The 26,927-nt window shown below is 52.7% G+C and carries 23 protein-coding genes; 20 read left to right on the top strand and 3 right to left on the bottom strand.

The features are described from left to right. Nucleotides 1-87 precede the first annotated feature (87 nt). From P0119_13495 to P0119_13400, 20 genes are all read left to right on the top strand, one after another. The gene (locus P0119_13495; protein ID MDF0667073.1) at nucleotides 88-3,477 is read left to right on the top strand and encodes an adenosylcobalamin-dependent ribonucleoside-diphosphate reductase; all 3,390 of its coding nucleotides are present in this window, start codon (nucleotides 88-90) and stop codon (nucleotides 3,475-3,477) included. A gap of 84 nt (nucleotides 3,478-3,561) precedes the next feature. After that, nucleotides 3,562-4,128, top strand: coding sequence for a hypothetical protein (locus P0119_13490; GenBank protein MDF0667072.1), 567 nt, complete (start codon nucleotides 3,562-3,564; stop codon nucleotides 4,126-4,128). Nucleotides 4,129-4,178: 50 nt separating this feature from the next. Then, entirely contained in the window at nucleotides 4,179-5,738 is a 1,560-nt protein-coding gene (locus tag P0119_13485; protein MDF0667071.1) for an AAA family ATPase, read from the top strand. Nucleotides 5,739-6,030: 292 nt separating this feature from the next. Continuing rightward, nucleotides 6,031-6,414, top strand: a complete 384-nt coding sequence (locus P0119_13480; GenBank protein MDF0667070.1) for a hypothetical protein — start codon at nucleotides 6,031-6,033, stop codon at nucleotides 6,412-6,414. A 10-nt stretch (nucleotides 6,415-6,424) separates the two neighbouring features. Continuing rightward, complete coding sequence (locus P0119_13475; protein ID MDF0667069.1) at nucleotides 6,425-6,739, top strand: hypothetical protein; 315 nt, start codon at nucleotides 6,425-6,427, stop codon at nucleotides 6,737-6,739. Nucleotides 6,740-6,762: 23 nt separating this feature from the next. After that, the gene (locus tag P0119_13470) at nucleotides 6,763-6,966 is read left to right on the top strand and encodes a hypothetical protein (protein MDF0667068.1); all 204 of its coding nucleotides are present in this window, start codon (nucleotides 6,763-6,765) and stop codon (nucleotides 6,964-6,966) included. A gap of 12 nt (nucleotides 6,967-6,978) precedes the next feature. Further along, nucleotides 6,979-7,905, top strand: a complete 927-nt coding sequence (locus P0119_13465; protein ID MDF0667067.1) for a hypothetical protein — start codon at nucleotides 6,979-6,981, stop codon at nucleotides 7,903-7,905. Nucleotides 7,906-7,999: 94 nt separating this feature from the next. Next, nucleotides 8,000-9,016, top strand: a complete 1,017-nt coding sequence (locus P0119_13460) for a CHC2 zinc finger domain-containing protein (GenBank protein ID MDF0667066.1) — start codon at nucleotides 8,000-8,002, stop codon at nucleotides 9,014-9,016. A gap of 53 nt (nucleotides 9,017-9,069) precedes the next feature. Further along, nucleotides 9,070-11,190: an SNF2-related protein gene (locus P0119_13455; protein MDF0667065.1), complete on the top strand. Its 2,121-nt coding sequence runs from the start codon at nucleotides 9,070-9,072 to the stop codon at nucleotides 11,188-11,190. A 16-nt stretch (nucleotides 11,191-11,206) separates the two neighbouring features. Beyond that, a complete protein-coding gene (locus P0119_13450; GenBank protein MDF0667064.1) occupies nucleotides 11,207-11,794 on the top strand; it encodes a hypothetical protein in 588 nt (195 codons plus the stop codon). Between the two features lie 47 nt (nucleotides 11,795-11,841). Then, nucleotides 11,842-12,891: a DUF6094 domain-containing protein gene (locus P0119_13445; GenBank protein MDF0667063.1), complete on the top strand. Its 1,050-nt coding sequence runs from the start codon at nucleotides 11,842-11,844 to the stop codon at nucleotides 12,889-12,891. Nucleotides 12,892-12,895: 4 nt separating this feature from the next. Then, nucleotides 12,896-13,558 (top strand): hypothetical protein, encoded by a 663-nt coding sequence (locus P0119_13440; GenBank protein ID MDF0667062.1) that lies wholly within the window; start codon nucleotides 12,896-12,898, stop codon nucleotides 13,556-13,558. 47 nt (nucleotides 13,559-13,605) lie between these two features. After that, entirely contained in the window at nucleotides 13,606-14,745 is a 1,140-nt protein-coding gene (dnaN, locus tag P0119_13435; GenBank protein MDF0667061.1) for a DNA polymerase III subunit beta, read from the top strand. A gap of 323 nt (nucleotides 14,746-15,068) precedes the next feature. Continuing rightward, the gene (locus P0119_13430) at nucleotides 15,069-15,536 is read left to right on the top strand and encodes a helix-turn-helix domain-containing protein (GenBank protein MDF0667060.1); all 468 of its coding nucleotides are present in this window, start codon (nucleotides 15,069-15,071) and stop codon (nucleotides 15,534-15,536) included. A gap of 2 nt (nucleotides 15,537-15,538) precedes the next feature. After that, entirely contained in the window at nucleotides 15,539-16,108 is a 570-nt protein-coding gene (locus P0119_13425; protein ID MDF0667059.1) for a PIN domain-containing protein, read from the top strand. Nucleotides 16,109-16,224: 116 nt separating this feature from the next. After that, nucleotides 16,225-16,377, top strand: coding sequence for a hypothetical protein (locus tag P0119_13420; protein MDF0667058.1), 153 nt, complete (start codon nucleotides 16,225-16,227; stop codon nucleotides 16,375-16,377). A 246-nt stretch (nucleotides 16,378-16,623) separates the two neighbouring features. After that, nucleotides 16,624-18,540, top strand: a complete 1,917-nt coding sequence (locus P0119_13415) for a P-loop NTPase fold protein (GenBank protein MDF0667057.1) — start codon at nucleotides 16,624-16,626, stop codon at nucleotides 18,538-18,540. Next, nucleotides 18,540-19,424, top strand: a complete 885-nt coding sequence (locus P0119_13410; GenBank protein ID MDF0667056.1) for a hypothetical protein — start codon at nucleotides 18,540-18,542, stop codon at nucleotides 19,422-19,424. The genes P0119_13415 and P0119_13410 overlap by 1 nt, the downstream gene beginning before the upstream one ends. Before the next feature lie 584 nt (nucleotides 19,425-20,008). Then, nucleotides 20,009-20,761 carry a hypothetical protein gene (locus P0119_13405; protein ID MDF0667055.1) on the top strand — a complete coding sequence of 251 codons (753 nt, stop codon included), beginning with the start codon at nucleotides 20,009-20,011 and terminating at the stop codon, nucleotides 20,759-20,761. Nucleotides 20,762-20,775: 14 nt separating this feature from the next. After that, a complete protein-coding gene (locus P0119_13400) occupies nucleotides 20,776-21,519 on the top strand; it encodes a TatD family hydrolase (GenBank protein ID MDF0667054.1) in 744 nt (247 codons plus the stop codon). Between the two features lie 342 nt (nucleotides 21,520-21,861). On the opposite strand, the gene P0119_13395 is transcribed toward P0119_13400, so the two are convergent. The 3 genes from P0119_13395 to P0119_13385 form a co-directional block, all read right to left on the bottom strand. Continuing rightward, nucleotides 21,862-22,293, bottom strand: a complete 432-nt coding sequence (locus tag P0119_13395) for a hypothetical protein (protein ID MDF0667053.1) — start codon at nucleotides 22,291-22,293, stop codon at nucleotides 21,862-21,864. Between the two features lie 158 nt (nucleotides 22,294-22,451). Further along, nucleotides 22,452-25,703: a DEAD/DEAH box helicase gene (locus tag P0119_13390; GenBank protein ID MDF0667052.1), complete on the bottom strand. Its 3,252-nt coding sequence runs from the start codon at nucleotides 25,701-25,703 to the stop codon at nucleotides 22,452-22,454. A gap of 278 nt (nucleotides 25,704-25,981) precedes the next feature. Next, nucleotides 25,982-26,899 carry a hypothetical protein gene (locus P0119_13385; protein MDF0667051.1) on the bottom strand — a complete coding sequence of 306 codons (918 nt, stop codon included), beginning with the start codon at nucleotides 26,897-26,899 and terminating at the stop codon, nucleotides 25,982-25,984. Nucleotides 26,900-26,927: the final 28 nt, after the last annotated feature.

The following is a 26,927-nucleotide window of genomic DNA, read 5'->3' as shown; positions in this document are numbered from 1 at the left end:
GGTTGTTCCCTGAGCGCCCGGGACTGGTCACTCGGTATTTCTTTCATATAGGACCCTGGTCCCTCGTAATACTTGTAAGGAGTTGGAATGAAAATCGAGCGGCATTTCACGAAATCACGCCGGACGCCATATGAAGACATGACGTTTTCGCCCCGAGTCTCTGTCTCACGGAACGCCAAGGGAGAAGAAACCAAACGTCAGACAGTTCTCGCCCCGGATTCATGGTCTCAGGTAGCCGTCGACATCCTGGCTCAAAAGTACATGCGACGAGCTGGACTGCCCCAGAACATCAGCCCTACGGGAAGCGAAACGGACGCCCGCCAAGTGTTTCGACGCATCGCAGAATGTTGGGTCTATTGGGGGAAGGATGGGAAGTACTTCGATTCCGACGAGGACGCGACAGCCTTCTCTGAAGAAATCCAATACATGCTCGCACATCAGATCGCGGCCCCGAATTCTCCGCAGTGGTTCAACACAGGGCTCCATCACGCATACGGGATTGCGGGACCGGCACAGGGCCTTTGGCGATACAACCCGACAACTCACGAAACGGAGCAAATCGCCAACTCGTACGAACACCCGCAGGCCTCGGCTTGTTACATCCAAGCCATCCACGATGACTTGGTCAATGAAGGGGGCATCATGGACCAGTGGGTCCGTGAGGCGCGACTGTTCAAATTCGGGTCTGGAAGTGGAACGAACTTCTCGACCTTGCGGGCCAAGAACGAATCCCTCTCTGGAGGCGGCACATCGTCTGGACTACTATCCTGGCTGAAGATTGGCGATCGAGCGGCAGGAGCGATCAAGTCAGGCGGAACCACGCGTCGAGCCGCCAAGATGGTGGTGCTCGACCTGGATCACCCGGACATCGAAGAATTCATCGATTGGAAAGTCAAAGAAGAGCACAAAGTCGCAGCCCTGGTCGCTGGCTCTCATCTCTGCAAGAAGCACCTGACCGCCGTCCTGCAAGCCTGCTGGGTCAACGACGATGGCAGGGATCTTGTCCAGCCCAACCCCCAACACAACACCAAGCTGAATGTAGCCATTCGAGCAGCACGGGCAGCGAATGTCCCGGAAACCTATCTCCAACGCGTCCTCACACTCGCAAAGAAGGGGATCAAGGATTACGACTTCGCTGTGTTGTCCTATGCCTGGGAAGGCGAAGCCTATGAAACAGTCAGCGGCCAAAATGCCAACAACAGTGTGCGGATTTCCAAAGCCTTTATGGACACGCTCACCGCTGATGGCTTCTGGCCCCTGGTCAATCGAACGAATAAACACGTCGCGAAACAGGTCAAAGCCCGTGCATTGTGGGACCGGCTCTGTCTGGCTGCCTGGCAATGTGCGGATCCAGGCGTGCAGTACTCTGACATCATCAACGATTGGCACACCACGCCGGCTCATGGCCCCATCAATGCCAGCAACCCCTGCTCGGAATATCTGAGTAACGACGACACGAGCTGCAACCTCGCGTCAATCAACCTGGTCAAATTCCTACAACCGGATGGCGCACTCAACATCGAAAGCTATCGTCACGCCATTCGTCTCTGGACGATCGCGCTGGATATCACAGTCCACATGGCGTCGTACCCCAGCGAAAAGATCGCTGAACGAACCGGCCAATTGCGTCAACTCGGGTTGGGCTACGCGAACCTCGGCGCCCTGCTGATGCGAAGGGGACTTCCCTACGATTCCGTCGAAGGTCGAGCCTACGCAGCCGGCCTGACGGCGATCATGACCGGTCATGCCTACGCCACGAGCGCGGAAATGGCGAAAGACTTGGGTCCCTTTGACGGCTACAAGGTCAACGAAGGCATGATGCGACGCGTCATCATGAATCACCGAAGTGCCGCTCGTGGTGGCACCGGTTTCTATGCTCTCACCAGTCCCGTTCAGCCTCTGGATCGTACACATTGTCCCAGCGCGCTGATGTTATGGGCCGAAGAAGCCTGGGACCAGGCACACGAACTTGGACTCGCTCATGGCTATCGAAACGCTCAGGTGACTGTCATCGCGCCTACGGGCACCATCGGCCTCGTCATGGACTGCGATACCACTGGCATCGAGCCAGATTTCGCGCATGTCAAACATAAGATCCTTGCCGGAGGCGGGACCATGAAACTGATCAATCACTCCGTGCCTCACGCGCTCCGCACACTCGGCTATTCCGAATCGGACATCATCGACATCGTCACCTATGCAGCGGGGCACAACTCGTTGGCACATTGTCCGATCATTAACATCACACGCCTCCGAGACCTCGGGGTGACGGACGTCGCGATCGAACGCATCAATCAGGCGCTGGAACGCAGTCTTGATCTTTCCATGGTCATCACACCAGAAACCCTCGGCATCGAATGGTGCATGGACAAGTTCCACATGAGAAAAGAAGATCTGTCCATGAAAGGCTTCAACGTTCTCAGTCACCTGGGTTTCACGAAGGAGGACGTCGAGATCGCCAATACGTGGGCCTGTGGCACCCTCACCATCGAGGGAGCCCCATCCCTCAAACCAGAACATCTACGTGTGTTCGAATGTGCCGTACCGGCCGGCAATCACGGCACGCGCTGTGTCAGCCCGGAAGGACATGTGCGGATGCTGGGAGCCATTCAACCATTCGTCAGTGGAGGGATCAGCAAAACCATCAACATGCCGGCCAGTTCAGGACCAGATGATATCGCAGCAGTCTACCGCCTGGCATACGAACTCGGGGTCAAATGTATCGCGGTATACCGTGATGGATCCAAACTCAGTCAGCCACTCAACGCAATCGGCCCAGACGCCTTGCAAGAAGCAGTAGACAACCACAACATCCCAGCCGTTGCCGAAGCGCTTGCGGCCAAGGTCCTTGAACAGGGACGGGGGACACATCGCCCATTACCGAATAGACGGAAGGGCATTACTCAAAAGGTCGTTCTCGGAGGACACAAAATCTACGTTCGCACCGGAGAGTACGAAGACGGGACCCTCGGCGAGATCTTCCTGGACATGCACAAAGAAGGCGCGGCATTTCGGAGTCTGATGAACTGCTTTGCCATCGCGATCTCCCTCGGACTCCAATACGGGGTGCCTCTGGAAGAATTCGTGAACGCCTATGTATTCACGAGGTTTGAGCCGAATGGACCCGTGTCAAATCACGACAACATCAAGATGGCCACATCGATCATGGACTTAATCTTCCGCGATCTGGGCATCAATTATCTTGGTCGCAAGGAGTTAGCCCAGGTCACGGTCGCGCCAGAGGATCTTCGAGGAGATTCGGTGAAACCCTATGCAACACAGACTGGCGATGGAAAGCATCTCCCAGTGGCCATGCAGGTCTCAGGGATAACAAACCCCAGCGCACATGTCGCGATCGCGAAGAAGAAAGGGTACGAAGGAGAACCCTGCACCACCTGTGGGCAGTTCACACTGGTCAGAAGCGGCACGTGCCTACGATGCGATTCCTGCGGATCGACCTCCGGGGGGTGTAATTAACTGTCTCTGTTATCCCTGAAAATCAACAGAGAGGAGGCTGAGTTGCCACCAACGCCACATACTGTATCGGATAGTGAGTCCCGTATGACCCCATTACAAACGCAATCCCCCAATCCACATCACGAGAGACGATCTTCTACGGGCACGCGTGCCACCCAAAAACGGCATCCGTCCGGACTCCAGTTACACTGGCGGGTTGTCTATCACTTGCCCAACCACCCACTCCAAGACGGCCGCATTATTGATTTCATCGATGCCACACCAATCAGTCAAATCAGATTGGATACCAACGTCACGATCGCTCTCGATCAAATAGTGGGTGTCGCGCAACTGTCAGGAGAAGGAGACACCCTCGCCGCCTGGAGTGTTTCTACGCACGGGCTCGACGGCATGAAAGGACAGAAGCACATGTCAGATACCACGCAGGATAAATGGTTGAAACGCTACCGGCGGATTCTCGATCTCACACATGGGCTCACACAAGAAGATCCTCGCTTTACGCCCGTCATGGCCATGATCTCGCAATGCGATCGCTGCTATCAAGAAGGCGACGACGCCCAGTTCATCACGGTCGGAAAGCGGATTGCCGCCCTCATGAACACACCTCCTCAACTTCAATCGGTACCGCCACACGCAAGCCCTGCGCACTAGTCAGCTCCGATCTCGTCTGTATGTTCTCTTTAGCCTCAGAAGGAGTGGTTATGTCTGAACTTTCGCCCATCGTGTCACAATTCCGTCAGGCTCGACGCGTGTCGGTCCCCCTCGTAGCCGTCAACACCCCCGACTCAACAGCCACCATGCGTGCTCTCATGTGGTCCTTGCTCGATGCCAAGAAGGTCGCCGCAGAGACAACAAAAAATGCGCTCGACCTTCTGGACTTCCCACTCCTGAAATGGGACGCGGGTCACGGCCTGGTCGCGATCAATGAAAAAGGATTGGCCGATCACGCCAACCTCACCAGTGGAGGCACAAAGCAAAATACGTCGATCAATCCCGCTGAAGCGCTTCGGATGCTGGAAAACCTGTCACAGGACGGCATCGTGTTCTTCTACTCAGCGCACCGCTTCATCAACAACGATTTCGTGGCACAGGGGATCGCCAATTTACGAGATCGATACAAAATGAACGGCCGCATGCTCGTCCTGCTCAGCTGCGGGATCTCCTTGCCCGCCGATCTCTCGAACGACATCATTGTGTTCGATGAACCGTTGCCGTCACCCGCACAGCTCGAATCCATCGTTAAAGATCAGCATGCGCACGCAAAGTTATCCGCTCCTGATGAAGAAACACTGGGGAAGGCCGTGGAAGCCGTCCAAGGACTCGCGGCCTTCACGACCGAACAAGTCGTCGCCCTCTCCATGACCCCGAAGGGGGTAAATCTCGATCGCCTCTGGGAACGGAAGCGACAAATCATCGACGACACCCCAGGCTTGACCATTTGGCGGGGTGGAGAGCGCTTCTCTGACATTGGAGGACTCACCGGCATCAAACAGTTCTTCCAACAAGTCATCAAGGGAAAAGAAGCACCCCGTTGCATCGTCGTGTTGGACGAAATCGAGAAACATTTGGCCTCCTCAGCCGGGAATACGCAGCAAACCTCCGAGATCGGCAAAGGCATCATGGGGAATCTCCTCAGTTACATGCAGGACCACCAGGCGGCCGGCGCCCTGTTAGTAGGAGTCCCCGGCTGTTCCAAAACGTTGTTGGCAAAAGCGACCGCCTCAGAAGCCGGGATCCCAGCCATCCAACTCAACCTCGGCCGACTCAAAGCCTCATTGTTAGGTGAAACCGAACGCCAGGTCGAGCAAGCCCTCAATATCATTTCGGCGATCTCACAGGATCGGACCCTGTTCATCGCCACCTCCAATGACATTTCAGGTCTCCCGGGCGAACTGATTCGACGATTCTCGCTGGGAACGTGGTATGCCGACCTGCCCACCGAAGAGGAAGCCCGTCTGATTTGGGCGATTTATTTCAGGAAATACAACATCCCCGAGAGCTATGACCTGCCAGAGTCCTCCAATTGGAGCGGAGATGAAATCTCTCGATGCGCACGCCTCAGTTGGAAGCTGAATATCTCCCTCAAGGACGCAGCAGAAAAGATCATCCCGATTGCAACCAGCCAGAAAGATCGCATCGAGAAATTGAGAAACGAAGCACATAGCACCTACCTGTCCGTCTTAACAGGCAAGGTGTACCAGAGGACGCAGAAGGCCGATTCCTCCTTCATGCCTGACCGGAAATTCAAAGACGCGGCATAAAAGAGAGGGATCCGTCACAACCACACTCACGGCACGAAAAGCGACGGCGTTGAAAAGGATGCGGACCTGGCAACAAGCCGCATGGACCATCTACAGCCGGTTGAAACAAAGGAATGGGCGGGATGAACAGGGCCGACGCGACACATGCGGGGAATGAAAGAACTGAAAAACGGACTCCGCCATTATTTCGAATCTGTCCCCCACGCGGTGACGGTGAGGATACTACGAGTCCCCTTTGAGATCGCCATCGATTGTCTGTCAGGCCAGCTCAGACACGAAGAGTCCGAGATTCGTGACTAAGCAGTCACACCGCTCCCACCTCACCATGACGGAGATACGAACCATGACGCTCGAGCCCTGTCCCGACACAGAGGACGTGACCGACTCTTTCACCCAGCGCCGGCACTACTCGGTCATTCCCAACAAAGACGCGCTACACCCGACACGACCGTACGGATACACGATCAAGCTTTCTCCTCCCATTGTGGACCGCCAAGACCATATGGATGTCGAAGGCATCGGGTATTGGCCGATCACCCCGCCCAGAATCAGGGTCTTGCGATACCAGGGCTGGTACAAGTATCGGTACCTCGCTCAACGCCGTTGCGATGATCTCAACCACTGCAACGAGTCGCCTCACATCCGTACACCGGTAGTCGATCCCAACACCGATTGAAAGGTACACAATGCCCTGCTACCTCGAACAACAGGTCACCGTTTCACTCCCCCACACCGATCACGAGATCCTACAACAGGCTCTCACGCAGCTGGGGTGGAGCTTCGAAGGCGATCAAGACCGACTGGTCATCAGAACGTCAGGAAGGGAAGTCATGACCATCGCCAATCATGAAGCGACGATACGAAGCGGGCAGGAGCACCTGATCGAGACATTGAGCATGACCTGCGCCCAGACCATCCTTCGAACTGCGGCCCAGGAATTCGGATGGACGTTCGAAGCTGTGAATGAACAAGAACACGAATTTGTGATGGCACACTACTAACCCTACACCACAGCAGGATACGAATGACTGACGCAATTCGCATCAAGATTGAACCGGGCGGACGAATCAAGATCTCTACAGATAGCATCAGCCTGCCCAATCACGGTAACGCAGAAGACGCCATCCGCATGATCGCCCGCCTGGCCGGCGGAACGGTCACGATCACAACACGAGACACCGTGCACGAACATGTTCACACGCACGAACATGTTCACATACACGAATGAAAGGGAATGCCCATGAAGACCGCGTCTCTCCCGATTCCTCCGCAGCCATTCGCCCCGCTCTGGCAGAATGCCATCTGCCTGATCTTGACCTTTCATAAACTGGGCAGCAAACGCCGTCTCCAGACCAAAGAGGTCTTGTCGATCGACACCGATGAAACGTTGATCCGGGTGACCAAGTCGATCCTGAACTGCAAGGAATATACGGCGATCTCAAAGCTGTACAACAAGATCCGAAGCCAGCTCAAACCACTCGTCCTTCCTTCCAGCATGAAATCAGGGGTCTATCTCATCCCCATCAGCTTCACGCAAGAGCTGAATGACATCCTCACCAAAGGCCGACAGGACCTGGCCCCCCTGATCGACTACTTCTGTCAGGTCTACCCGGCTCGAGTCGCGGCCGACCAAGAACGCCTCAAAGACGCCTACGACGCCACCGACTATCCCGACGAGGACTCGGTCAAAACGGCCTTCTGGATCGAAGCGCACTACATTACCTGGGACCTGCCGGTCACCATGGCCTCGATCAGCGAAGCCATGCTCAAAACAGAAACCGAGAACGCCCAGCGGAAGCTGGAAGAAATGCTCGCTGAGATCAACCTGTCTCTCCGCGAAGCCATGCGGCAATTAGTCCGACATCTCCGGAATCGACTGACTCCGCGCGCAGATGGCACCCAAAAAGGCTTTAAGGCCTCGACGGTGAACAACCTCCTCGACTTTCTGGGTCGTTTCGATGCCAAGAACCTTGGGAAGGACACGGAGCTCACGGACGTGGTTAGCCAGGCAAAGTCACTCTTAAACGGGGTCAGCCCCAAGGAACTCCGAACCAATCAGCCGCTTGCCGAAATGATTCAAGTAGGCATGAAGGATGTCGAAAAGCGGCTTGATGCACTCCTCGTGAGCAAGCCATCCCGCCAGTATCGCTTCGACGAAGCCGCGTAATCTCATTGCACGCGCACTTCCGACCTAGAACACCGCCAGGACAATATCCTGTATCCATCCGCTATGACTCTGAGAGAAGGGACGATGGGTTGCGATGAATATCACTCCTGAACACATTGCCCAGGCAAGAAAGATCAACATGATCGACTATCTTCACCAACTGGGACACCGACCGGTCCAAAGCCGGCGAGATCATGCGCTCTATCACTCTCCCCTGAGAGAGGATCGCAACCCGTCGTTCTCCGTCTCATTTGTCAAAGGAGCATGGGTCTGGTTTGACTTCGCACGGGAGGAGCATGGCGATCTCATCGACTTCTTACAACGCTACTCGAATCTCTCGTTCAAAGAAGCGATCGAACGACTCATCAATCCTGGCAATGCCCCCGTCATTCCACGGCCGACTACGGGAATTCCTGACAATACGACCAGCGATCGTGAGCGAATCCAATATGCCCGGAAGCTCTACTACGGCGCGAAAGTGGCCATGACGCAGGAACGCGAACAAGAACTCCGCAACTACTTCGCTCTGCACCGTCTTCCGTACTATACGCATCTAGGAGCAGTCTGGTTGCCGTTGGGAGAATTGAATCTCCCGTACATCGCCTTTCCATTACCCACCCCCAATGTGCATTTCATCCAGGGACTCATGTGCCGATCCTTGCGGGATGTGCCCGTCGACCGACGACGACTATTCCGAGGAATCGGCTCTCCTTGGATCTTCAAACGGAACCACGCGCCAATGTTAGTGACTGAGAGCATTATTGATTGTCTGGCAGGCGATCAACTCTTTGGACCTTCCTTCACCCTCTGTGCCCTCAATGGTTTAGGACAAGCCCAGAAACTGCTGTCCTACGTGCAGCGACTACACAGCAAGATCGTCTACCTGGCCCTGGACAATGACCCGGAGGAAGACAAAGGCCCTCGAGTCCAAAAGGAGCTGGTGGAATCCCTCACCAAACACGGCATCCATACCATCGAAGTGCAAGTTCACCATCACGCCAAGAAAAAGGATCTTCACAGACTTCTATTGGCGAAGCCCGAACGCATTTCGCTCTTCGAGCTCGCCAAAACCGGTATCCATCACGCCGCACTACAACACACCGCCGGCTAGCCGCGACACCTCTGCTCTGGCATCACCATGTTCATCTCACCAAAGGACTCGGTATGACGTCTCGGCATGTCCCGATCACGGACTTCATCGACCAATTTCATACCTCGCTCTGCGCCACGGCAGCGGCGGAGCTGCAGCCCAGGTTCAAGCCAGAGCACAGGAACCAGTCACAGTATGTACAACATGTCTTCAAACAGCCGCTCTTCCCCGCCCAGCTGGATTGCTCCGCAGCACTTGCGCTCCGTCTCTCGACGCACAAAGACGCGATTGCAGTGGCAGAAATGTCCTGTGGCAAAACGAGAATGGGAGTAGCCACCAGCCGACTTCAGCACACGAAGCGTGCCTTAATTGTGGTCCCACCACACCTTGTTGACAAATGGCAAGAAGAGATCCTGGCCGTTCTTCCTAATGCGCGTGTCGTCATACTCGAATCCATCAGTGGCGTGGAAACCGCTGCACAAGCTCCCATCGATCCCGACAGGCCGTTCTTTGCGATCATGTCGCGAGAACGCGCCAAGCTTTCATACGCGAGAAAACCAGCGATCATTCCCAAGACCTACAAGGTTGAGGATCGACGAATCACCCGTTATGTCTGCCCCCACTGCTGGACTCCAGTCACAGATAAAGAAGACATCCCCCTTGATCCAGACACACTCAGTGCTGAAGACAAATGCAAACAGTGTAAGAGTGTCCTCTGGACATTTGACCCCGAAGGACCTCGACGCGTCGCGCTCGGCGACTTCATCTGCCGAAAGTTCCCGTTTAAGTTTGATCTGCTGATCGGTGATGAGCTGCATACCCTTGAAGGGAAGGGCTCTGCTCAGGGCCTCGTCTTTGCCAATCTGATCGGCAAGACCAAGAAAGTGGTCGGACTCACGGGGACACTCTCGAATGGAAAATCCACCTCGCTCTTCTACCTGCTCTGGCGGCTAGTGCCGGACCTTCGCGAAATGTTCCCCTACCATGCCGATAAACAGTGGATCGACGCCTTCGGGGTCTGGGAAGAACGAACGACGACACTCGACACTGATACGGTGATCGAACATGGCAAACAATCCCGTCGGCGCGTGTATGTGACCGTCCGGGAGCGACCCGGTATATCACCTGCCCTCATCCCCTATCTGATCGAACGATGCATTTTCATGAAGATGGAGGATCTCGGCCTTGCCCTGCCGCCATATAGGGAGCAAGTGCTGCCGATCCGGTTCAACGACGCCCTGGCTGCCAACTATGGCGAGTTACGAAACAAAGCCAAGGAACTGATTCGAAAGGCCAGAAAATCTCGTGACGGGCATCTCCTCTCGAGCACGATTCAAAGTCTGCTGGCCTATCCCGATCGCTGCATGATTGCCCCAGAAGTGATTACCGACAAATTCGGTGACGTCCTCTTCGAACTTCCCGCCTTGCCTAGCGATATCATCTACCCCAAAGAACAAGAATTACTGGACCACATCGCCATCAACGTCAAAGCCGGCTTCCGGACCATGGTCTACTGTACCCATACCGAAACACGCGATATCACCGGCCGGCTGGCCTCCATCATCCAAAGGGCAGGATATCGCGCGACTGTGATGAAAGCCTCAATTAGCGCACGGCGACGAATGGGCTGGCTGCGCGAACAACGGAAACGTGGGCTCGATGCCATGATCTGCCAGCCGCAATTAGTCGAACTGGGATTGGACCTCCTGGAATACGAGCGTATTTTTTGGTTTGAACCAGAGTACAAAATCAATACAGTTCGCCAGGCTTCGCGTCGGTCATGGAGAATTGGACAAACCAACGATATTCTGGTGTCAGCGAGTTTCTATGCCTCCTCTTTCCAACAACAAGCCTGGGCACTCATCGCGAGAGGCATGCAAGCCGCCCTACATACGGAAGGAGACCTGGTCAGCCATGCGATTAGCGTCTTTGAACAAGAAGACGATCTGACGCTCGCCCTGATCAAGTTTCTGCTTGATAAGAACCCGGAAATCCTGAGCGCCGAACGAGCTTTCCAGGAACTACACGCCACCACACGGGCCTACGTGGAAACCGTGGACGATGGTCCTATCCCAGCGGCACTCCCCGCACCCACAATTTCAACCGAGAGCACCAGCTTAACCAGCCCCAAACAGGCGGAGGCTGCAAAAGCAGTTCGACAAGCCGTTGACCAGCTCAGCCTCTTTGCCGCATAACCTCGAAAGGATCGCCATGGATAGTGAAACCGCCGCGCCTTTGACTATCTCAATCCAGGGCTTTGAGGCGGTCGTCGAGGCATTTGCGTACGACGAGCAACACCACACACCGGCCTTACGAGCGATCTCGATCGTCGGTCGCCCCACGCTCATCAAATCGGTGGTCTCGAACCTCTTTCTGCACAATGAAGGAGCCATCGGGCATCTCCATCGAATCAGCATCCCCATCCATCCCTTTCTGCCCATGACCCACTATCAACGACGGCTCCCTTCCGGCCTAGTTTCAAGCCTCCTGATACCAAGAGCCGCAACGCGATACTCAATTGCAGTGGGAGAACCGGCCTTTCTGATTCAACGATCTGACAGTCTCGACGAGATTCCTGCGTCATTCGGTCCCATTCTCGATCGACTGGTGCCCTACCCGATCCTGCCGGAATGGCTCTCCGCTCTCTGGCAGCTCGGACACAGCCGGAAATGGATCAGGGAACTCCCCGGTCACAATATCCGGTGCTTTGTCATGAATCCCGATATCAAGACCTTACGAGACGAGATCAGCACGCTACTCAAGAAGAAACACCTGCCCGTCCTCAGTAACGCCGCGTAACGACAACATCCGTTCACTCACACTTTTTTTTCAGGAGAAAGACACCCATGCATCTTGAGGGCAGGGCGAAGGCCGGATTTTATCCATTGCCACCCCGCGTGGCTGATCTAATCCTGAAACACCTTCAACCAAGTCCTGCAGGCACGGGAGCCTTACTCGACGCTTGCTGTGGAGAAGGGGTTGCTGCCTCAATAATCGCTCGACACCTCAAGCTCACGAGCTACGGATGTGAGATCCATAAAGGACGGGTTGAAGCCTCCGCTCACATACTCGATCGGACACTCTGCTCGGATGGGCTCAGTGCACGCATTCAACGCGAGCACTTCACCGTCTGCTTGCTCAACCCTCCGTACGATAGTGAAGGCTATAAAACGCGATCCGAGGACATCTGGCTGCACCACATGACAGGGACCCTGAAGGTGAACGGCCTGATGATCCTGGTCATTCAAGAAGAACAATGCTCATTCAAATTGAAACAGTATCTATTTGCTCATTTTCGCCGCCTCCATTTCTTTCGCTTCCCCAAAGAAGAATATGAACGCTTCAACCAAATCATCGTACTCGGGACACGAGGACAAACATCCAAGACCCGCTACGAGATCGATCGACTCGCAGGAACCAGTATCCAATGGGATGAACTCGGCTCTCCCGATACACAGACTACGATCACATTACCAGCAGGATCCACGACGGCAGACGTGTTCTATTCGGATTGGATCGATCCAGAAGATCAACTCCGAGAAGTCCGTGAGCATGGGATTTGGCATGACCCCGCGGTACACAATGCGTTGCACTTTCCCGCACAAACACTCTGCACCCCTCTGATGCCAGTACGGAAAGGCCATCTCGTGAGAATGATCGCTGCCGGCCTCCTCAATAATTCCCTGATTACGACCGACACTCGACGATGGGCCATTAAAGGCAGCACAACCAAAACCAAAGCCAAACTTCCTTCCATTGAAGAAGAGTATGAAACAGACAAGGGGCTAGAAACCCGAGAAGTTGAAAGGACCATCGAACGATTCAAGCCAGTCGTGGAAGCCTGGGACCTTACGGCCGGATCCACTTTCGGTGACCACATCGTAATCGATTGCTAACCTCATGACAGCCACATCCGTCAGACCGCCAACACCCATCGCATCCGAACAGGCCGATCGGGCGGCCAGAAAATACGTCTGGACGGATGCGCTCGACCGCATCCTACGCCAGCAGTACAACGGCACCATCAAGGGGCGAGCGAGAGAACTCGCGATACACATCGGGTTCCCTGTCTGGGAAATCAAGCGACGAGCCGCCCACCTTGGGCTGACCTATAGTCAAGATCGGCGACCCTGGACGAAGGAAGAGGAACAATTTGTCGAAGAACACGCCGGATCCTGGATGAGAGAGCGGATGGCCAAGAAACTGAAGCGCTCCCTCACTTCCGTCATCATGAAATGCAAACACATGAAGCTACGCACCCGCTTCCGGGATGGCTACACACTTCGGGAACTGGAAGAAGCTTTTGGTCAGGACCATCATACAATTGAACGATGGGTCACTGATGGCAAGCTGAAGGTCCGCTATCGTGGAACCAATCGTGACCGAGACGCCTGGAATGTCAGCGAACAAGCCATTCTCGATTTCATCACCAACTACCCCATGACCTTCCGTATTCAATGCGTTGACCAGCTTTGGCTTCTCGATCTGCTTCTCGGTGGGGCCATTATCAAGAAAGCTTTAGCTGCCTCCCAAAGAGCTACCAACAACGACGTCGCCGCATAACCCCATATAACTACGACAGCCATCCTCTCAGCATCAAAGGAGTGACTATGAAGCTCACCTGCAACCTCTCTCACATTGTCAGTCTTTTCCGGAATTCAACGGCTTTGTTGGAAGCAAAGACCACGCTTCCCATCAGCGGCCATATTCTGCTGACAGCCCAAAACAACCTCTTAACTATCCAGGCCACAGATCTGGAAACGGGATTTCAGGGAAGCTGTGAAGCCAAGATCAAGACACCAGGAACCGTGACTCTCCCGGGAAAGAAAACTTTGGAGATTCTTCGAGAACTCTCCGGGGAGACCGTCGAGATCACCCAGGCCGACAATCAGAACGTCAAAATTCAATCGGGAGGAAGTAAATTCACCATTCAGGGACTCCCGCCCAATGAATTCCCCAGCATTCACGGACTCGACACACCTCTGGAACTCGATCTTCCGCGAGAGGACTTCGAAACCCTCTTGCGCGAAGTGATGCCATCAATCGGAGAGGATCAGAGCCGGTTTATCCTCAATACCGTGCGAGCCGAAATCTCAGGAACGAAAACCCCCAAACTTCGGCTGGTGAGCACCAACGGACATCGGCTCTCGATGGCAGAGAAGTCGATGGGCACTTGGCGCTCTAAACCCGAAAACGATCACAAGATCATGATCGCCAAGAAAGCGGCGACCCTCATCATCAAGCTCCTTGGAGAAACGGATCAGGTCACGGTGGGAGTCGGCATCACCAAAAACTTACTCGTCCTGCAAATTGGCTCAGTGCGTCTGGCCAGCCGCTTGGTCGATGGCAACTACCCAAATTACAACCAGGTGATTCCCAAGAAACTGGCTGCCCAGATGGAGATTGACGGGCCGCAGTTTGCAGAAGCCCTTCGACGCGTGGCCGTGATGGCAGAATCCACATCACCAGCCGTCGACCTGACACTCAGTGCGGACGGGTTGAAGATCGAGACTCAGAATCCCAATCTGGGAACTGCAAACGAAACCCTGACAGCAACCATTGGGGTGGAACGCCTGGAGGCTCGGCTCAACGCAAGATACTTGATTGAATCAATTCAAACCGCACCTTCCAAAAACATTCGTTTCCACATGGAAGATGGTCTGAAGCCCTGCGTACTCACGAATGGCGACGTATCGAGATGGCTGACCGTGATCATGCCTATCAATAAGCCTGACAAAGCTGCAGCCTAACTCCATACGAAGTCTCAGGCACGCAAAAAGGTCAGACGCAGTCACCACCGTTGTAACACTCGCAGCTAGGGAACAGCGCACTAAGGCGAAACTCACAGAAGTCTTTGATATTAGGTGGTGAGCCGCCTGGGACTCGAACCCAAGGGCCCTCGCCTTAAAAGGGCCTCCCCATCCGAAATAGCTCAATAAAAACAGTAAGTGGCATTGTTTTGTAACGGTTTTCTATTTTAAAGCAAAAATTGAAGGCTTGTTTTGTTTATTTCGGTTGTTGCGGTTGTTTCGTTTATATGGTAGGCTGGTCTTAGACCACAGGAGAAAAATCCATGGCCACGATGACCACCAGGACGAGAGAACCGATTGTGCCGACAGCCCAGGATGCTGCGATCGCGCGTGAGGCCAGCCGGATGCTTGCGCCTTATGTCGAACACTTGGAGAGCCTTCGCTTTCATGTCGGTGAGGAGAAGAAAGTCACCCAAAAACTCTTGCTGCCGGCAACTGCTATCCGGCTTCTGCTCGATCTCCTTACGGAGATGGCGGCAGGGAATGCCATCACGCTTATCCCGGTTCACGCCCAGCTTACCACGCAACAGGCCGCCGATGTCCTGAACGTCTCCAGACCCTTTCTTGTGAACCTTCTCGAACAAGGTAAGATCCCCCATGTCAAGGTTGGGACTCATAGACGCATCCTTTTTGAGGATCTCATGCGCTACAAGAAGAGCGTTGACAGGGAACGCCACAAAGCCCTCGATGAACTCGTCAAACAATCAGAAACACTGGGTATGGGCTACTGAAGTTGGCTACGTTCACCGCATTATACGATGCGTGCGTCCTCTATCCTGCACCGTTGCGTGACCTTCTGATGGAGATCGCGCTCACTGACCTCTTCCGGGCGAAGTGGTCTTCCATGATTCACGATGAGTGGATACGGTCGGTTCTGAAAAACCGCCCGGATTTATCTCCCGACGTTCTGAAGCACACCAGGGAACTGATGGATATGCACGTCCGTGACTGCCTGGTCGAGAATTTCGAAGACCTCATCCCCGCGCTCCAGCTGCCCGATCCAAAGGACAGACACGTTTTGGCCGCCGCCATCCGTGGCAGGGCCGACGTGATTGTCACCTACAATCTCAAGGATTTTCCAGAAAAAGACCTTCAGAAGTATGGCATTGCGGCCCAGCACCCAGATGAATTTCTCACACATGTTCTGGATCTGGCTCCGGGCACCGTCTGCGCTGCTGCGCAAACGCACCGGAAGAGGCTCCGCAATCCCGGCAAGACAGTTGACCAGTACCTTGAAGCTCTGGAGCGGCAGGCGCTTAATGAATTCGTCGCAGGTCTCCGGGCCTTCGCGGCGCTGCTTTAATAGTTACCACGTGTTCGCATCGTGCAGAAGAACAATGACAAACATCAACCGTTTGACGTTTCTTGGAGAACTGCTATTTATCTCTGAATCGAGTTTCCAGGAGAAAGAGCCAGACCATGTACGATGAGGATCACCACAAGACGATCGCACAATTGATCGGGCGCATCGGCAGTCAAAAAGAGTGTCTCCAACTAGGCTTTCTAGCCAAGGATGACAACGCAACTCTGCATTTGTCGCCTGCCGGCATGGGAGATACCTCATTGACGTAGTGGCCAGCGAGATTACGGCCCTTCCGGACGCCTATGCAGCCGGATATAAACGGGGGCAAACTCTGTCAGAAGAAGGGCATTAAGCGGCATCATGTTTAGATTATCGCAAAGGGGCGATCTGACCAGCGGCCGTCTTGCATGCAGGCTGGACTCCCCTGGAGAAGAGGCTATCTACGCGTCCTTTTGACATACCTCCGTTTCCCGGATATCACTACGCATCCCTCTAAAAACCACAGGAGTGGAAATATGCTGTTGAGTGATAATGAAACTAAAGTGGATCTCCTCAACAATGAGGCAATAGCTACCACGATTGTAAAATTACTCAGAGAAAGGCCTGACCATCCGGTTACAGTCGGCGTTCACGGTGACTGGGGGGCAGGGAAGTCTAGTGTTCTTGAGATGATTGAAGCCAGTCTCGAGGGAACAAAGGATGTTCTTTGCATAAAATTCAATGGCTGGCGCTTCCAGGGCTTCGAAGACGCCAAGATCGCCCTCATCGAGGGAATAGTAACTGAACTGATTAACAAACGGCCTGCACTTACCAAGGCGGCAGCAGCCGTTAAGGACATATACAAACGAATAGATTGGCTTAAAGTTGCCAAAGCAGGCGGTGGCTTGGCCCTGGCCGCACACGGCATATTATTGCCGGGTCACATCGATGCCATCTTGGGAGCACTTACCCAGGCAGGAAAAGATCCCGAAACAATTGGTGCAGCAATTGAGGGCGCCAAGTCTTTCCTCAGGCCTGCGGAGGTTCGGAATATCCCGGAAGACATCAGCGAGTTCAGAAAGGCCTTCGATGCCCTTTTGAAGGAGGCCGGAATTACCCAGCTCGTCGTCCTCGTTGACGACTTAGACCGATGCTTGCCTGATATCGCCATTGAAACCCTGGAGGCTATCCGCCTTTTTGTTTTTACTTCGCGTACCGCTTTTGTCGTCGCAGCAGATGAAGCGATGATCGAATATGCAGTGCGTAAACATTTCCCCGATTTGCCCGATTCAACAGGGCCCCAGACCTATGCGAGAAATTATCTCGAAAAACTTATCCAGGTACCGTTCCGCATTCCTCCTCTCGGAGAAATGGAAACACGCATTTATGTCACTCTGCTACTGGTCGGCGCTGAACTGGGAGAGTCAGATCCAGCATTCAACAAATTGATCGAAGCGGCTCGCGAACGCCTCAAGAAGCCTTGGGAAAGTTCGCCCATCGATGCCGAGACTATAAGAAACACCCTGGCTGATAAGGCTGGAAAAGCACAGAACGTGCTCATACTAGCTGATCAAATTGGCCCCTCCCTTGCCAGCGGGACGAAGGGTAATCCTCGGCAAATTAAACGCTTCCTGAACACATTGATACTAAGACAGCGCACGGCAGATGCCCGCGGTTTCGGGAAAGACGTGAATTTACCGGTGCTGGCCAAACTCATGCTGGCAGAATGTTTTTTGTCCCGGCTTTTCGGACAGATCGCAACGTCTGCTGCGTCTTCCCCCGCCGGAGTCTGCGAGGAACTCTCCCAGCTGGAAGCCGTCCCTGCCGGGAAGGATGGCCTGAAGGAGAAGGAAGAAAAGAAGACTCCCGACTTAAAAATGGTGCCCCTTTCAGAAAATCCCCTTGTAGCAGAATGGATTGCTTCCAAAGTGATCCATTCCTGGTCATTAATCAAACCATCGCTCTCCGGCGTAGACCTCCGCCCCTATCTTTTCGTCACCAAAGACAAGAAAGATTATTTTGGTTCAGCAACCGCCCTCGGGCATCTCGCGACAGTCGCCGAGCGGTTGTTTGGCGCTAAGATGTCGGTTCAAACACTCGATCCCGAACTTAAACGTTTGGCTCCACCGGAGGCCGCGCAACTATTTGAAGCCGTCAGGAGCCGCATTATCAACGAGGCAAAGTTTGAGACGGAACCTGCAGGCATTCCGGGCCTCACCGTTCTTGTTAAGAGCCATCCTGAATTACAGGACAATCTCATAGATTTTTTGGAAGGATTGCCTGCTGAAAAATTAGGGCCGTGGGCTGTTGCTGGATGGGATGCGGTTGTTTCAAACGCTGCCCCCGCCGCCAGGCTCGCGAAACTACTGGATGGATGGTCAAAGATCGGTAATAACGCCTTGCTCAGGACAGCCGCGGCAGGAGTGAGACAGCTGCCAAGAGGAACCCGCTGATGGGTACATCCAATTCTTACGGCGGGCAGCAGGGCGGTGCATTAATACCAAGCTGGCTTGGTGGAGGAAATGCAGATTCCTCCGACGGCGCCGCAGGCCAACCGGACGACGGAAACTCAGGAGATGGCGGCGGTAGCCCACCCGAGGTTCCCGCTGCACCCCCTCCCCGGCCAGCTCCCGTGCCAATCCCCCGAAACCAGTTCAAAATGCCGCGCACAAATTTTACCGGTTTTGCAAAATCTGGTGGCAACGATCGTGGAAAACTTGGGCGTGCCGTTTCCGGTTATGTTTCGTCATCGGCAGGAGGGTCCCGTCAAGCCGCAGAAAGAATGGGTTCATCCAAAACTGCTGGCGCGAAACTAGCCGGATTCTTATCGAGTGCAAGAAGTCATGGTGTCCGTGAAGCCCTACGTACACTTCAGTTGGAAAATCTTGCAGGTCGCCCAATTGAAGAAATCTTTATCGGCTTAGCTGACTACATCTGCCCAGAAGGTGGAACAGTCGATGAGGGCATTGCTCGTAACGCCTTTATTGAAACGATTGTTGATTTGGCTGAATTTGGAATCACGGATTTGGACTCATTGACTGTAGATCAAATGCAGACGGTTCTGGAGCTCTACGCTACACATGCGATTGAAGCTCGCCTTTGCAATGATATTGGAACGAAGATAAATATTGCTCCAGCTAATGTTCAGGCCTTCGAACGTGTTCAAGCCGCCCTTCATGATTTCATCTTCCGAGGTGTTTCGGATGCCTTGACGCAGGCAAGAGCAGGACTGGAAGCATTAACTCCTGACCGGACGCTGCAGTTCGTAGGCCATATATATGAGCGGGCATTCAGTATTTTGCAGACTTTCGGTGAACAAGAGGCCCAATCACCATGAGACGCCACTTATTAATAGGCACGCTCGGCCGCCAAGACAATACGCCTATTCCCAGCGCACCGGATGAAATCGTCACTAAATTTCCACTGGTAGTTCAAACGGCGCTTCAAGATTTAAAGAGATTACGGATTTTCCCCTCCGAGATAGGCGTAGACCTTATTACTCTTGCCGCACATGTGCATGCTGCCGACACCAGGATATCTCGGTCCACCGAATCACAGGACACGTGGACACGCGAGTTTCGGCTGGTTGTCCCGGTCAGTGCCCCACCATTGTGGGCAGCCACATCTGACTTGTTGTCCCGCATGCTTAATTTTCTAACAGGCGACAAATGGGACATAGGCTTCCGGCCTCGGCCAACGGGGTTTTCCACAATAGTACCAACAAGGACAAAACCCCTAATCGCCCCCCTTTTTGACAGTGTAAGTTTATTCTCCGGGGGACTTGATAGCCTCATAGGCGCAATTGATGCCATAGAAGCAGGCCAGGTTCCGTTGTTTGTAAGTCACGCGGGAGAAGGGGCCACCAGTGACGCACAAAACCAGTGCGCTAGCGCGTTAAATGGCCATTACAGAAGGAATGAATTGGGTCGATTTCGTCTTTGGCTTAACTTCCCCAAATCTCTCGTCCGCGACGTCGAAAGCGAAAATACGACACGCGGCAGATCATTTCTTTTCTTTGCGCTCGGCATCTTTGCCGGAACAGGTATTAATCAACCCTTTGTCTTAAAGGTGCCAGAAAATGGTCTCATTGCACTCAATGTCCCTCTCGATGTGGTACGGCTCGGAGCGCTCAGTACCCGCACAACACATCCTTTTTATATGGCGCGGTGGAGCGAACTGCTTTCACTCCTGGGCATTAACGGCAGGGTTGAAAATCCATATTGGAATAAGACCAAGGGAGAAATGGTGGCTGCATGCAGGAATCAACGGCTGTTAATCGATACTATCCCCTCTTCTCTGTCTTGTTCATCCCCCACAAAGGGTCGCTGGCAGGGTCGAGCTATTGAGCATTGTGGTTACTGCCTGCCCTGTCTCATTCGCAAAGCCGCACTGCAGCATGCTTTGGGAGCTGCTAATGACCCCACGACATACACTGTCGACAATCTTAATGCACATATTTTGGACACCCTCCGGGCTGAAGGTCAGCAAATTAGATCCTTCCAATTAGCCATTCACAGGCTACGACAAAATCCTGATTTAGCAAAGATCCTGATCCACAAATCCGGTTCTCTGGCCGACCAACCACAAAATCTGGCTGGATTGGCTGATGTTTATCGGAGAGGCATGAACGAAGTGGCTGCGTTGTTATCCGGCGTAAGAGCCACTCCTAGCTGACATAGGCAACTCATATGATTACAAATTTAGTCGATTTTCACTGTCACCTCGATCTCTATCCTGATTTCGAATCTTTGATTTCTGAATGCGATCTAAAAGGCATTCACACGCTTACCGTGACGACAACGCCGAAGGCATGGCCCCGCAATCGCGATCTTGCCAGTGTTACAAAACATATAAGGGTTGCTCTCGGCCTTCACCCGCAAGTCGTTTCAGAAAGAGCCCATGAATTTGAGTTATGGAGGGAATACCTTCCTCAGACCCGGTATGTCGGCGAGGTCGGCCTTGATGCCGGACCGAGTTTTTATAAGTCATTTGATCTCCAGAAACAGGTTTTTGAGAATATCTTGAAAGAATGTTCGATCGCCGGCGAGAAAATTCTGACTGTTCATAGTCTCAGAGCAGCTCCCACAGTTTTGGATATGATCGAAGCCCATCTCAGTCAAAACACCTGTAAAGTCGTACTGCATTGGTTTACCGGCGGTCCCAAGCAGGCAAAAAGAGCCATAGATCTTGGCTGCTATTTTTCAATCAACGCCGAAATGCTTAAGAGTGATCGCCACCATGCCCTTCTAAAAGAAATCCCGATAGCACGCATCTTGACAGAAACGGATGGCCCTTTCACTCAATCCAAGGGTCGCCCTTCACGTCCCTCAGATGTTCAGAATGTCCTGCATAACCTGTCTCGCATTATGAGTCTCGACGTAGATTTCCTCGCACAACAGATTCTCCGTAATCTGGAACAATTGGAGAATTGAAGTGTCTTTAGTCTTTCGCAGCAGGACTTTTTCCGCGAGTCGCCTTCTAAGGGCAAAAATACCAGTCCCTTTAAAAAGTGGCTCAGCCACGGCCTGCCTGGAAAAAGGAAGGAATTTCGCATCGGAATTCGCATCGGAATCCATTGCCTTATCGGCCAAATTGGCCAATACTAGCCGGGAAAATTAAGGATCCACATGCAAATTCTTACGGCAAAAGACGCGAAATACAGCTTTGGACGACTGATCGACCTCGCCCGCGCCGCCGTTGCGCCGCCAGGCTAGGCCGACCGTGGGGAAGTGTCAAGCAGACATGAGATCACGTGGAGCGGTACAGCGGCTGGATCAGCGTCCTTGGATCTGCCAGCCGCTCCCGTAGGGATTGGTGGGACTACTGGGGCTGTAGGGATTCCCGGCGCCATAGGGATTGTTGATCGAGTCCGGCGAGAACGGAGAACCATAGCGGCCGTAGGGGTTACTGGTCGAGTCGGGATCATACGGGTTCGCGCTGAGTTTGCCACGATAGTTCCCCTGCTGGTCATACAGTCGAGGGGCGTCAGTCGCATAGGGACTCGTCGCCGATTGATTGCTGAAGGGACTGCCGTAGGGGCTGAAGGGATTGTTGATGCCGTCCGATTTGAGGGGGCTTCCGGCTCCGTAGGGATTGGACGTGGAATCAGGATTGTACTGATTCGCGCTCAACTCGCCGAGATCTTCCGCATGTACGGAGACAAGCAGTGGCAGCAGCAGGAGCAAAAGGAGGAAGACAACCCGCATGGTGACCCTCCGAAAAGAGGAACAACCAGTGGACACAGCCTACTCCCCGCCAGGAGATCAGCGCAAGCTGGGAAATGTTCCTGACACATTAATCCGATCGCCCTTTGAAACTCCGGGCGCAAGATTTCATCTTTCATCAGTATACATTTTATTTTCATCTATAGGTATGTCTGCTTAACTACCAACGATCTATCTGTATCCAACAGGAAATCATTCCCCTTGATATCTATCGTTTCCCAACCTTCAGGCTTTCTTCCCCTCGCGAGCAAGTACCCTGCCTGGTCTAGCCAGGATATTGTATCGCCAGTTTGAATGGGCAAAACCTTCCATTGCCTCTGGGTCGCAATCACAAATGCTTGCTCTATAGTGACCGGATATGAAACTTCTTGCGAGTCTAAAGGAACTTGTTGTCGATCAAAACCTTCAGCGAACAATGACTGCATAAATTGCATGCGTGCCCAGCCAGCAAGGTTTCTCGGGTCAAACATCTCATCACTCTCATGTTCACGCCATTCTTGCCAATACACAGCAGCTTTAGTAATAGCCTCAAGCCGAGTATCAGCAATCCCTTTCATAAGCAAATAAACCGCGACAGGGTCTAAAAGCCCCCAAGTCACGAGGTCTTTTATCCAGTAAGCTGACCATGGCAATCCTGATGCACTCCAAGTATCGAAATTGGATTCACGAGCTTCCGCTGTGTCAAGCCGTAGAGCTAGCATGCTTCCAATTCCCCAAGTAAATTTATACATGAAATTCTTCTCAACGTACTTATACCAATCGGAGACTTGGCTGGAAGTGGGCCTGATAGGTGCTGTTGTCGGATCAAGCCACCAGTGAAGCAACACCCGCCAATCCTGATTCCTAGACGGTGCCTGTATGGCAAATGACGGTATGGACTGCATAGCCTCGGCGAGATTTTCGATATATGTACGACGCTGTGCCGAAGACCATGAGAAATATTGTTCACCCTGGAGAAAAAATCCTTCAAATATCGGAAGCTGATCTATCACACGCTTGCCTTCTCGCGGTGAGAGACTGGTCCTGTATAGTTGACGCCGCAAATTTCTCTCAGGATAAATGCGGTCAACCAAGGCAGTGCCTCGAATGACTAAGCCACGTTCCCAAACATTCTGATTTGTTGATGAATAAAAACTGAAGCTGTTTTTCCAGAGACGCCTAATGTAATCCTCTAGATCTAATCTCTGTCGAGGGGTATTGCCTTCTAGTCCAGCCTCTTCAATTCCTGCGAGAAGTATCCCATCTAGTGTGTCGAGCGCCTCGAAAGCCTCCTCTACATGCCCATCAGGGTCAAAAATCGCATTTTCAAGCCACAACTCAAACTCTTCGAAGGATGAAGTTGAGCTTATCAACTCCCATTTTTCTTTTATATGATTTAGCAGTGCTGCAAGGGGGCCCTGGGTTTGGTCTGCTTGGGCTTCCTGAAAAGCAGACGCAGACAGTTGCTGTAGTAGCTGTTCATATGCTTGGCTTACTCTTTGGGTGGGCCGATGAGGCATCAACAATAGACTTCGTCCTTCTGTCGAAACGCCAGGCCTTCCCGCTCTCCCTATGAGGTTTGCCACCTCACGTGCATCCATAAAGCCATCTCCCCGTCTCAGTGATGGTATCAAAATCACTTCAAATGGTAGATTTATTCCTTCAGTTAAAGTGGAAGTTGCGATTACTATGTTTACAATTCGGTGTTGAATCAGCTCGATCAGGAGGCGTGACATTAGTCCAGGCATTTTCCCATGATGAAGTGCGATTCCGTGAGAAAGTAGGCGATACTCTCTAGAGTCGGTTCCGAAATAGTCCTCGCAAGACTTCAGACAACGGTTCCACACTGTGTTCTCACCATCTGGTGGGCGAATAAAAAAAGCAGGAATGCCAACTCCCGTCCATAGATCTTCTAGCAAGCGCAAGAAGTCCTGTGCGTATCCTCCGGGCTGCTGTGGAACAGATATCAGCACAGAATGAAACTGCCCTCGAGAATCGCGGGCAGCCATGTGAATTGCGGCCCAGAACAGTTGCGGTCGCAAGGACTTTTCAGGGCCTTCAAAACCTGGAGAGATAGGATGTGGAGGGAAGGGGGACTGAATGTATGGCCCTTCCTCCCTCGATAATCCTCTAACGGCTAATCGCTGGCCGTCCAACAGGTCATAATTAATCTGTGCGGTGCGATCGGGTCTACAGATTAATTGACCAACGAGCTGCCTTGTGCTCCGATACGAATTTGCCACAGGTCCAGCGTCTCGACTTCTTGCGACCCATTGCGCAAGAGAACTATCAATTCCTCTCGCTACCGCAGAAAGCGCAATAACCTTACAACCTTTTCCCTCAAGGGCACTGAGTAATCGAGCGGCAAGTACCTCTAGCCGGAGTGCTCTGCTCGCAAACTGAGTTAACTCGCTGCCTGTTGCTCCATCTATCAAACTATGAGCTTCGTCTATCACGATGAGTCGAACGCGTTCCACGAAGGATGTTCCAAGAAATCGGACTAACGCTTCTGTCTTTTCATAAGTGGCAATGACCACTGTGCGTTGCTCAAAAGTTAAAAGTGCGTCAGACGCCCCCCAATCAATTCCACCGTACAATGAAGTAACCGTGATGGTTTCTCCTCCTGTCTGTCGGAGAATACGGGAGAGTTTAGTTTCTACTTCAGCCGCAAGTGCTCGTGAGGGGACAAGATACAATGCAATCGGAATAATCTGCTCGACCTGCGCAGGATCGTTCGGCGGGAAAAGGCAATCCAGAATCGCCATTTCTGCAACTCGCGTCTTTCCCGATCCCGTCGGTGTGCATAAAGCAAACGACTCTCTAGCGGCCAATCGAGCTAGGCCATCCCTCTGCGAGGGCCACGCTAGGGCAGAATTTGCCTCGAAGGCAAATCGCACATACCGCTCCAATGCGGCCTTGCCAACATCAGTACGTGTAAGACTCATTTGATTGAGAAGCCTTCGGAGCGATACTTTCAAATAGTGATCTGCGATCTCTGCGAGGAGCTTTGATAAAAGCCATGAATATGCATCAGAGCCATGAACCATAGCCGAAGAAACATTTTGCAGTTTAAGAAGTGCCTTCTCTATTCGAACATCGTCGCCCCAACGAACCCAACCAGAAATCACTCCAAGGGACCGCATGGTTTGCTTAACGATTGTTTTGCCGATAATCTCCTCTACCGATTCATCTGCTCTGGCTGGCATAGATTCTTCGCGTTCCCAGTACTGACGAATTTCTTCTTGCAGTAGGCGAAAGTCAGCTTTCAGAAAATACGTCAATGCTTTCGAAAACTCACTTCCAAGCGATCCGCCATTCAAAACGCCAAGCGCACGCGCTGGATAGCCAGCAAGTTGATAAATAGCAGCGGCCAAGAAGCTAATCGGGATATACTCTGGCAAAATAGTGGGCATGGATAACCACTCTAGGATTTCACCTGACCGCCTCAAATCCCTCTTCCATGTTTGGTCACCCAGATCTCGCTTTAAGAAAGCACCTTGGATAAGCCTTGCTGCATCAGACAGAAGGCTGAAGGCTTCCTCTCTCCTCCAGGAAGGAAGGCCAGGCCGACTAGCTTGGAGCCTAGCCTGCTGGCTATATAAACGGGCAATCTCGCGAGGCAAACGAATTCCGGCGAGCGCGTTGCCTACTTGAGCAGATATCTGAATAAGTTCTTCTGGTGTAACTGGCATTAGTCAGCTAGCCCCTGATGGACCACTCTTACCAATTCATCAACTTTTTCCAAATGCGTCTCAACCGCTTTGAGTTTTCGTCCTCCGGAATACTTGTCGGGAATCGTACCTTGAGAGATCCATGTTGCCTTCCTCCTCGGCGCCTGCCCGCAGACATAACCGCTTAGGTCACATCTTTCATTTCTAGGGGTAGGAGGAAGTAGCAGCAACTTTTTGAGGCTCATCGCCCACTGTCTCGCATAATCGTCTTCATCGTACAGTTTGAGAGCTTCAATTATCCGCAATAGATCTACCGGAATTAAATTCGCTGCACTAAGTTTTTCTAAATTGTCATTAATAAGCCCAGAACTATGATTCTGGGTACACTTTGATTCGCAAATCATAATTCGTGTGATATCTCCTCGATCGTCCCGTTCAAACGCTACGCAATCGTCCCCTGTCCGACCAGGTAGTCGGCCAACTACTCCTCCTGTTTGTCGCGCCAATTCAAGCTGTTGAAAAACTACTATGTGAGTATGAAAGAGAAATATGGGAACTTCCCACTGGGAAGAACCAAAGTGTTCATAATGCTCTGCAATTATCCCCGTAAATATTTCACCAAAGTAGCCTTGGAGGGTTATCGCCTCAAGCGTCTTGGGAAATCCCTGTGCTGGATCGAATTCAACTTGAGGGCCGAGAGGATGCAAATCATCACTTAAGATGCTCCGCAGGTACAATTTTGCTGGTTGGTAAGCGGACTCGAAATATTTCCCTAGCTCATTGAGGATCTGTGGGCGGGCCGCAACGTTCTCAGTGAGCAAAAGATGAAAATATCCGATGGTTGTATTATGGCTCTGTGACGGAGTTAACCATGAAGCAATGTTCGTAAGCTTGCTCCGGTGTGGAGAGAGAGGCTGGTCGGTTGGAGAATCGGGCATATTTAACTTGTTGTGCGCGAGTGGGATG

This window comes from Nitrospira sp. (assembly GCA_029194665.1).
Lineage (GTDB): Bacteria > Nitrospirota > Nitrospiria > Nitrospirales > Nitrospiraceae > Nitrospira_D.
This window is presented reverse-complemented; position numbering and strand designations above follow the sequence as displayed.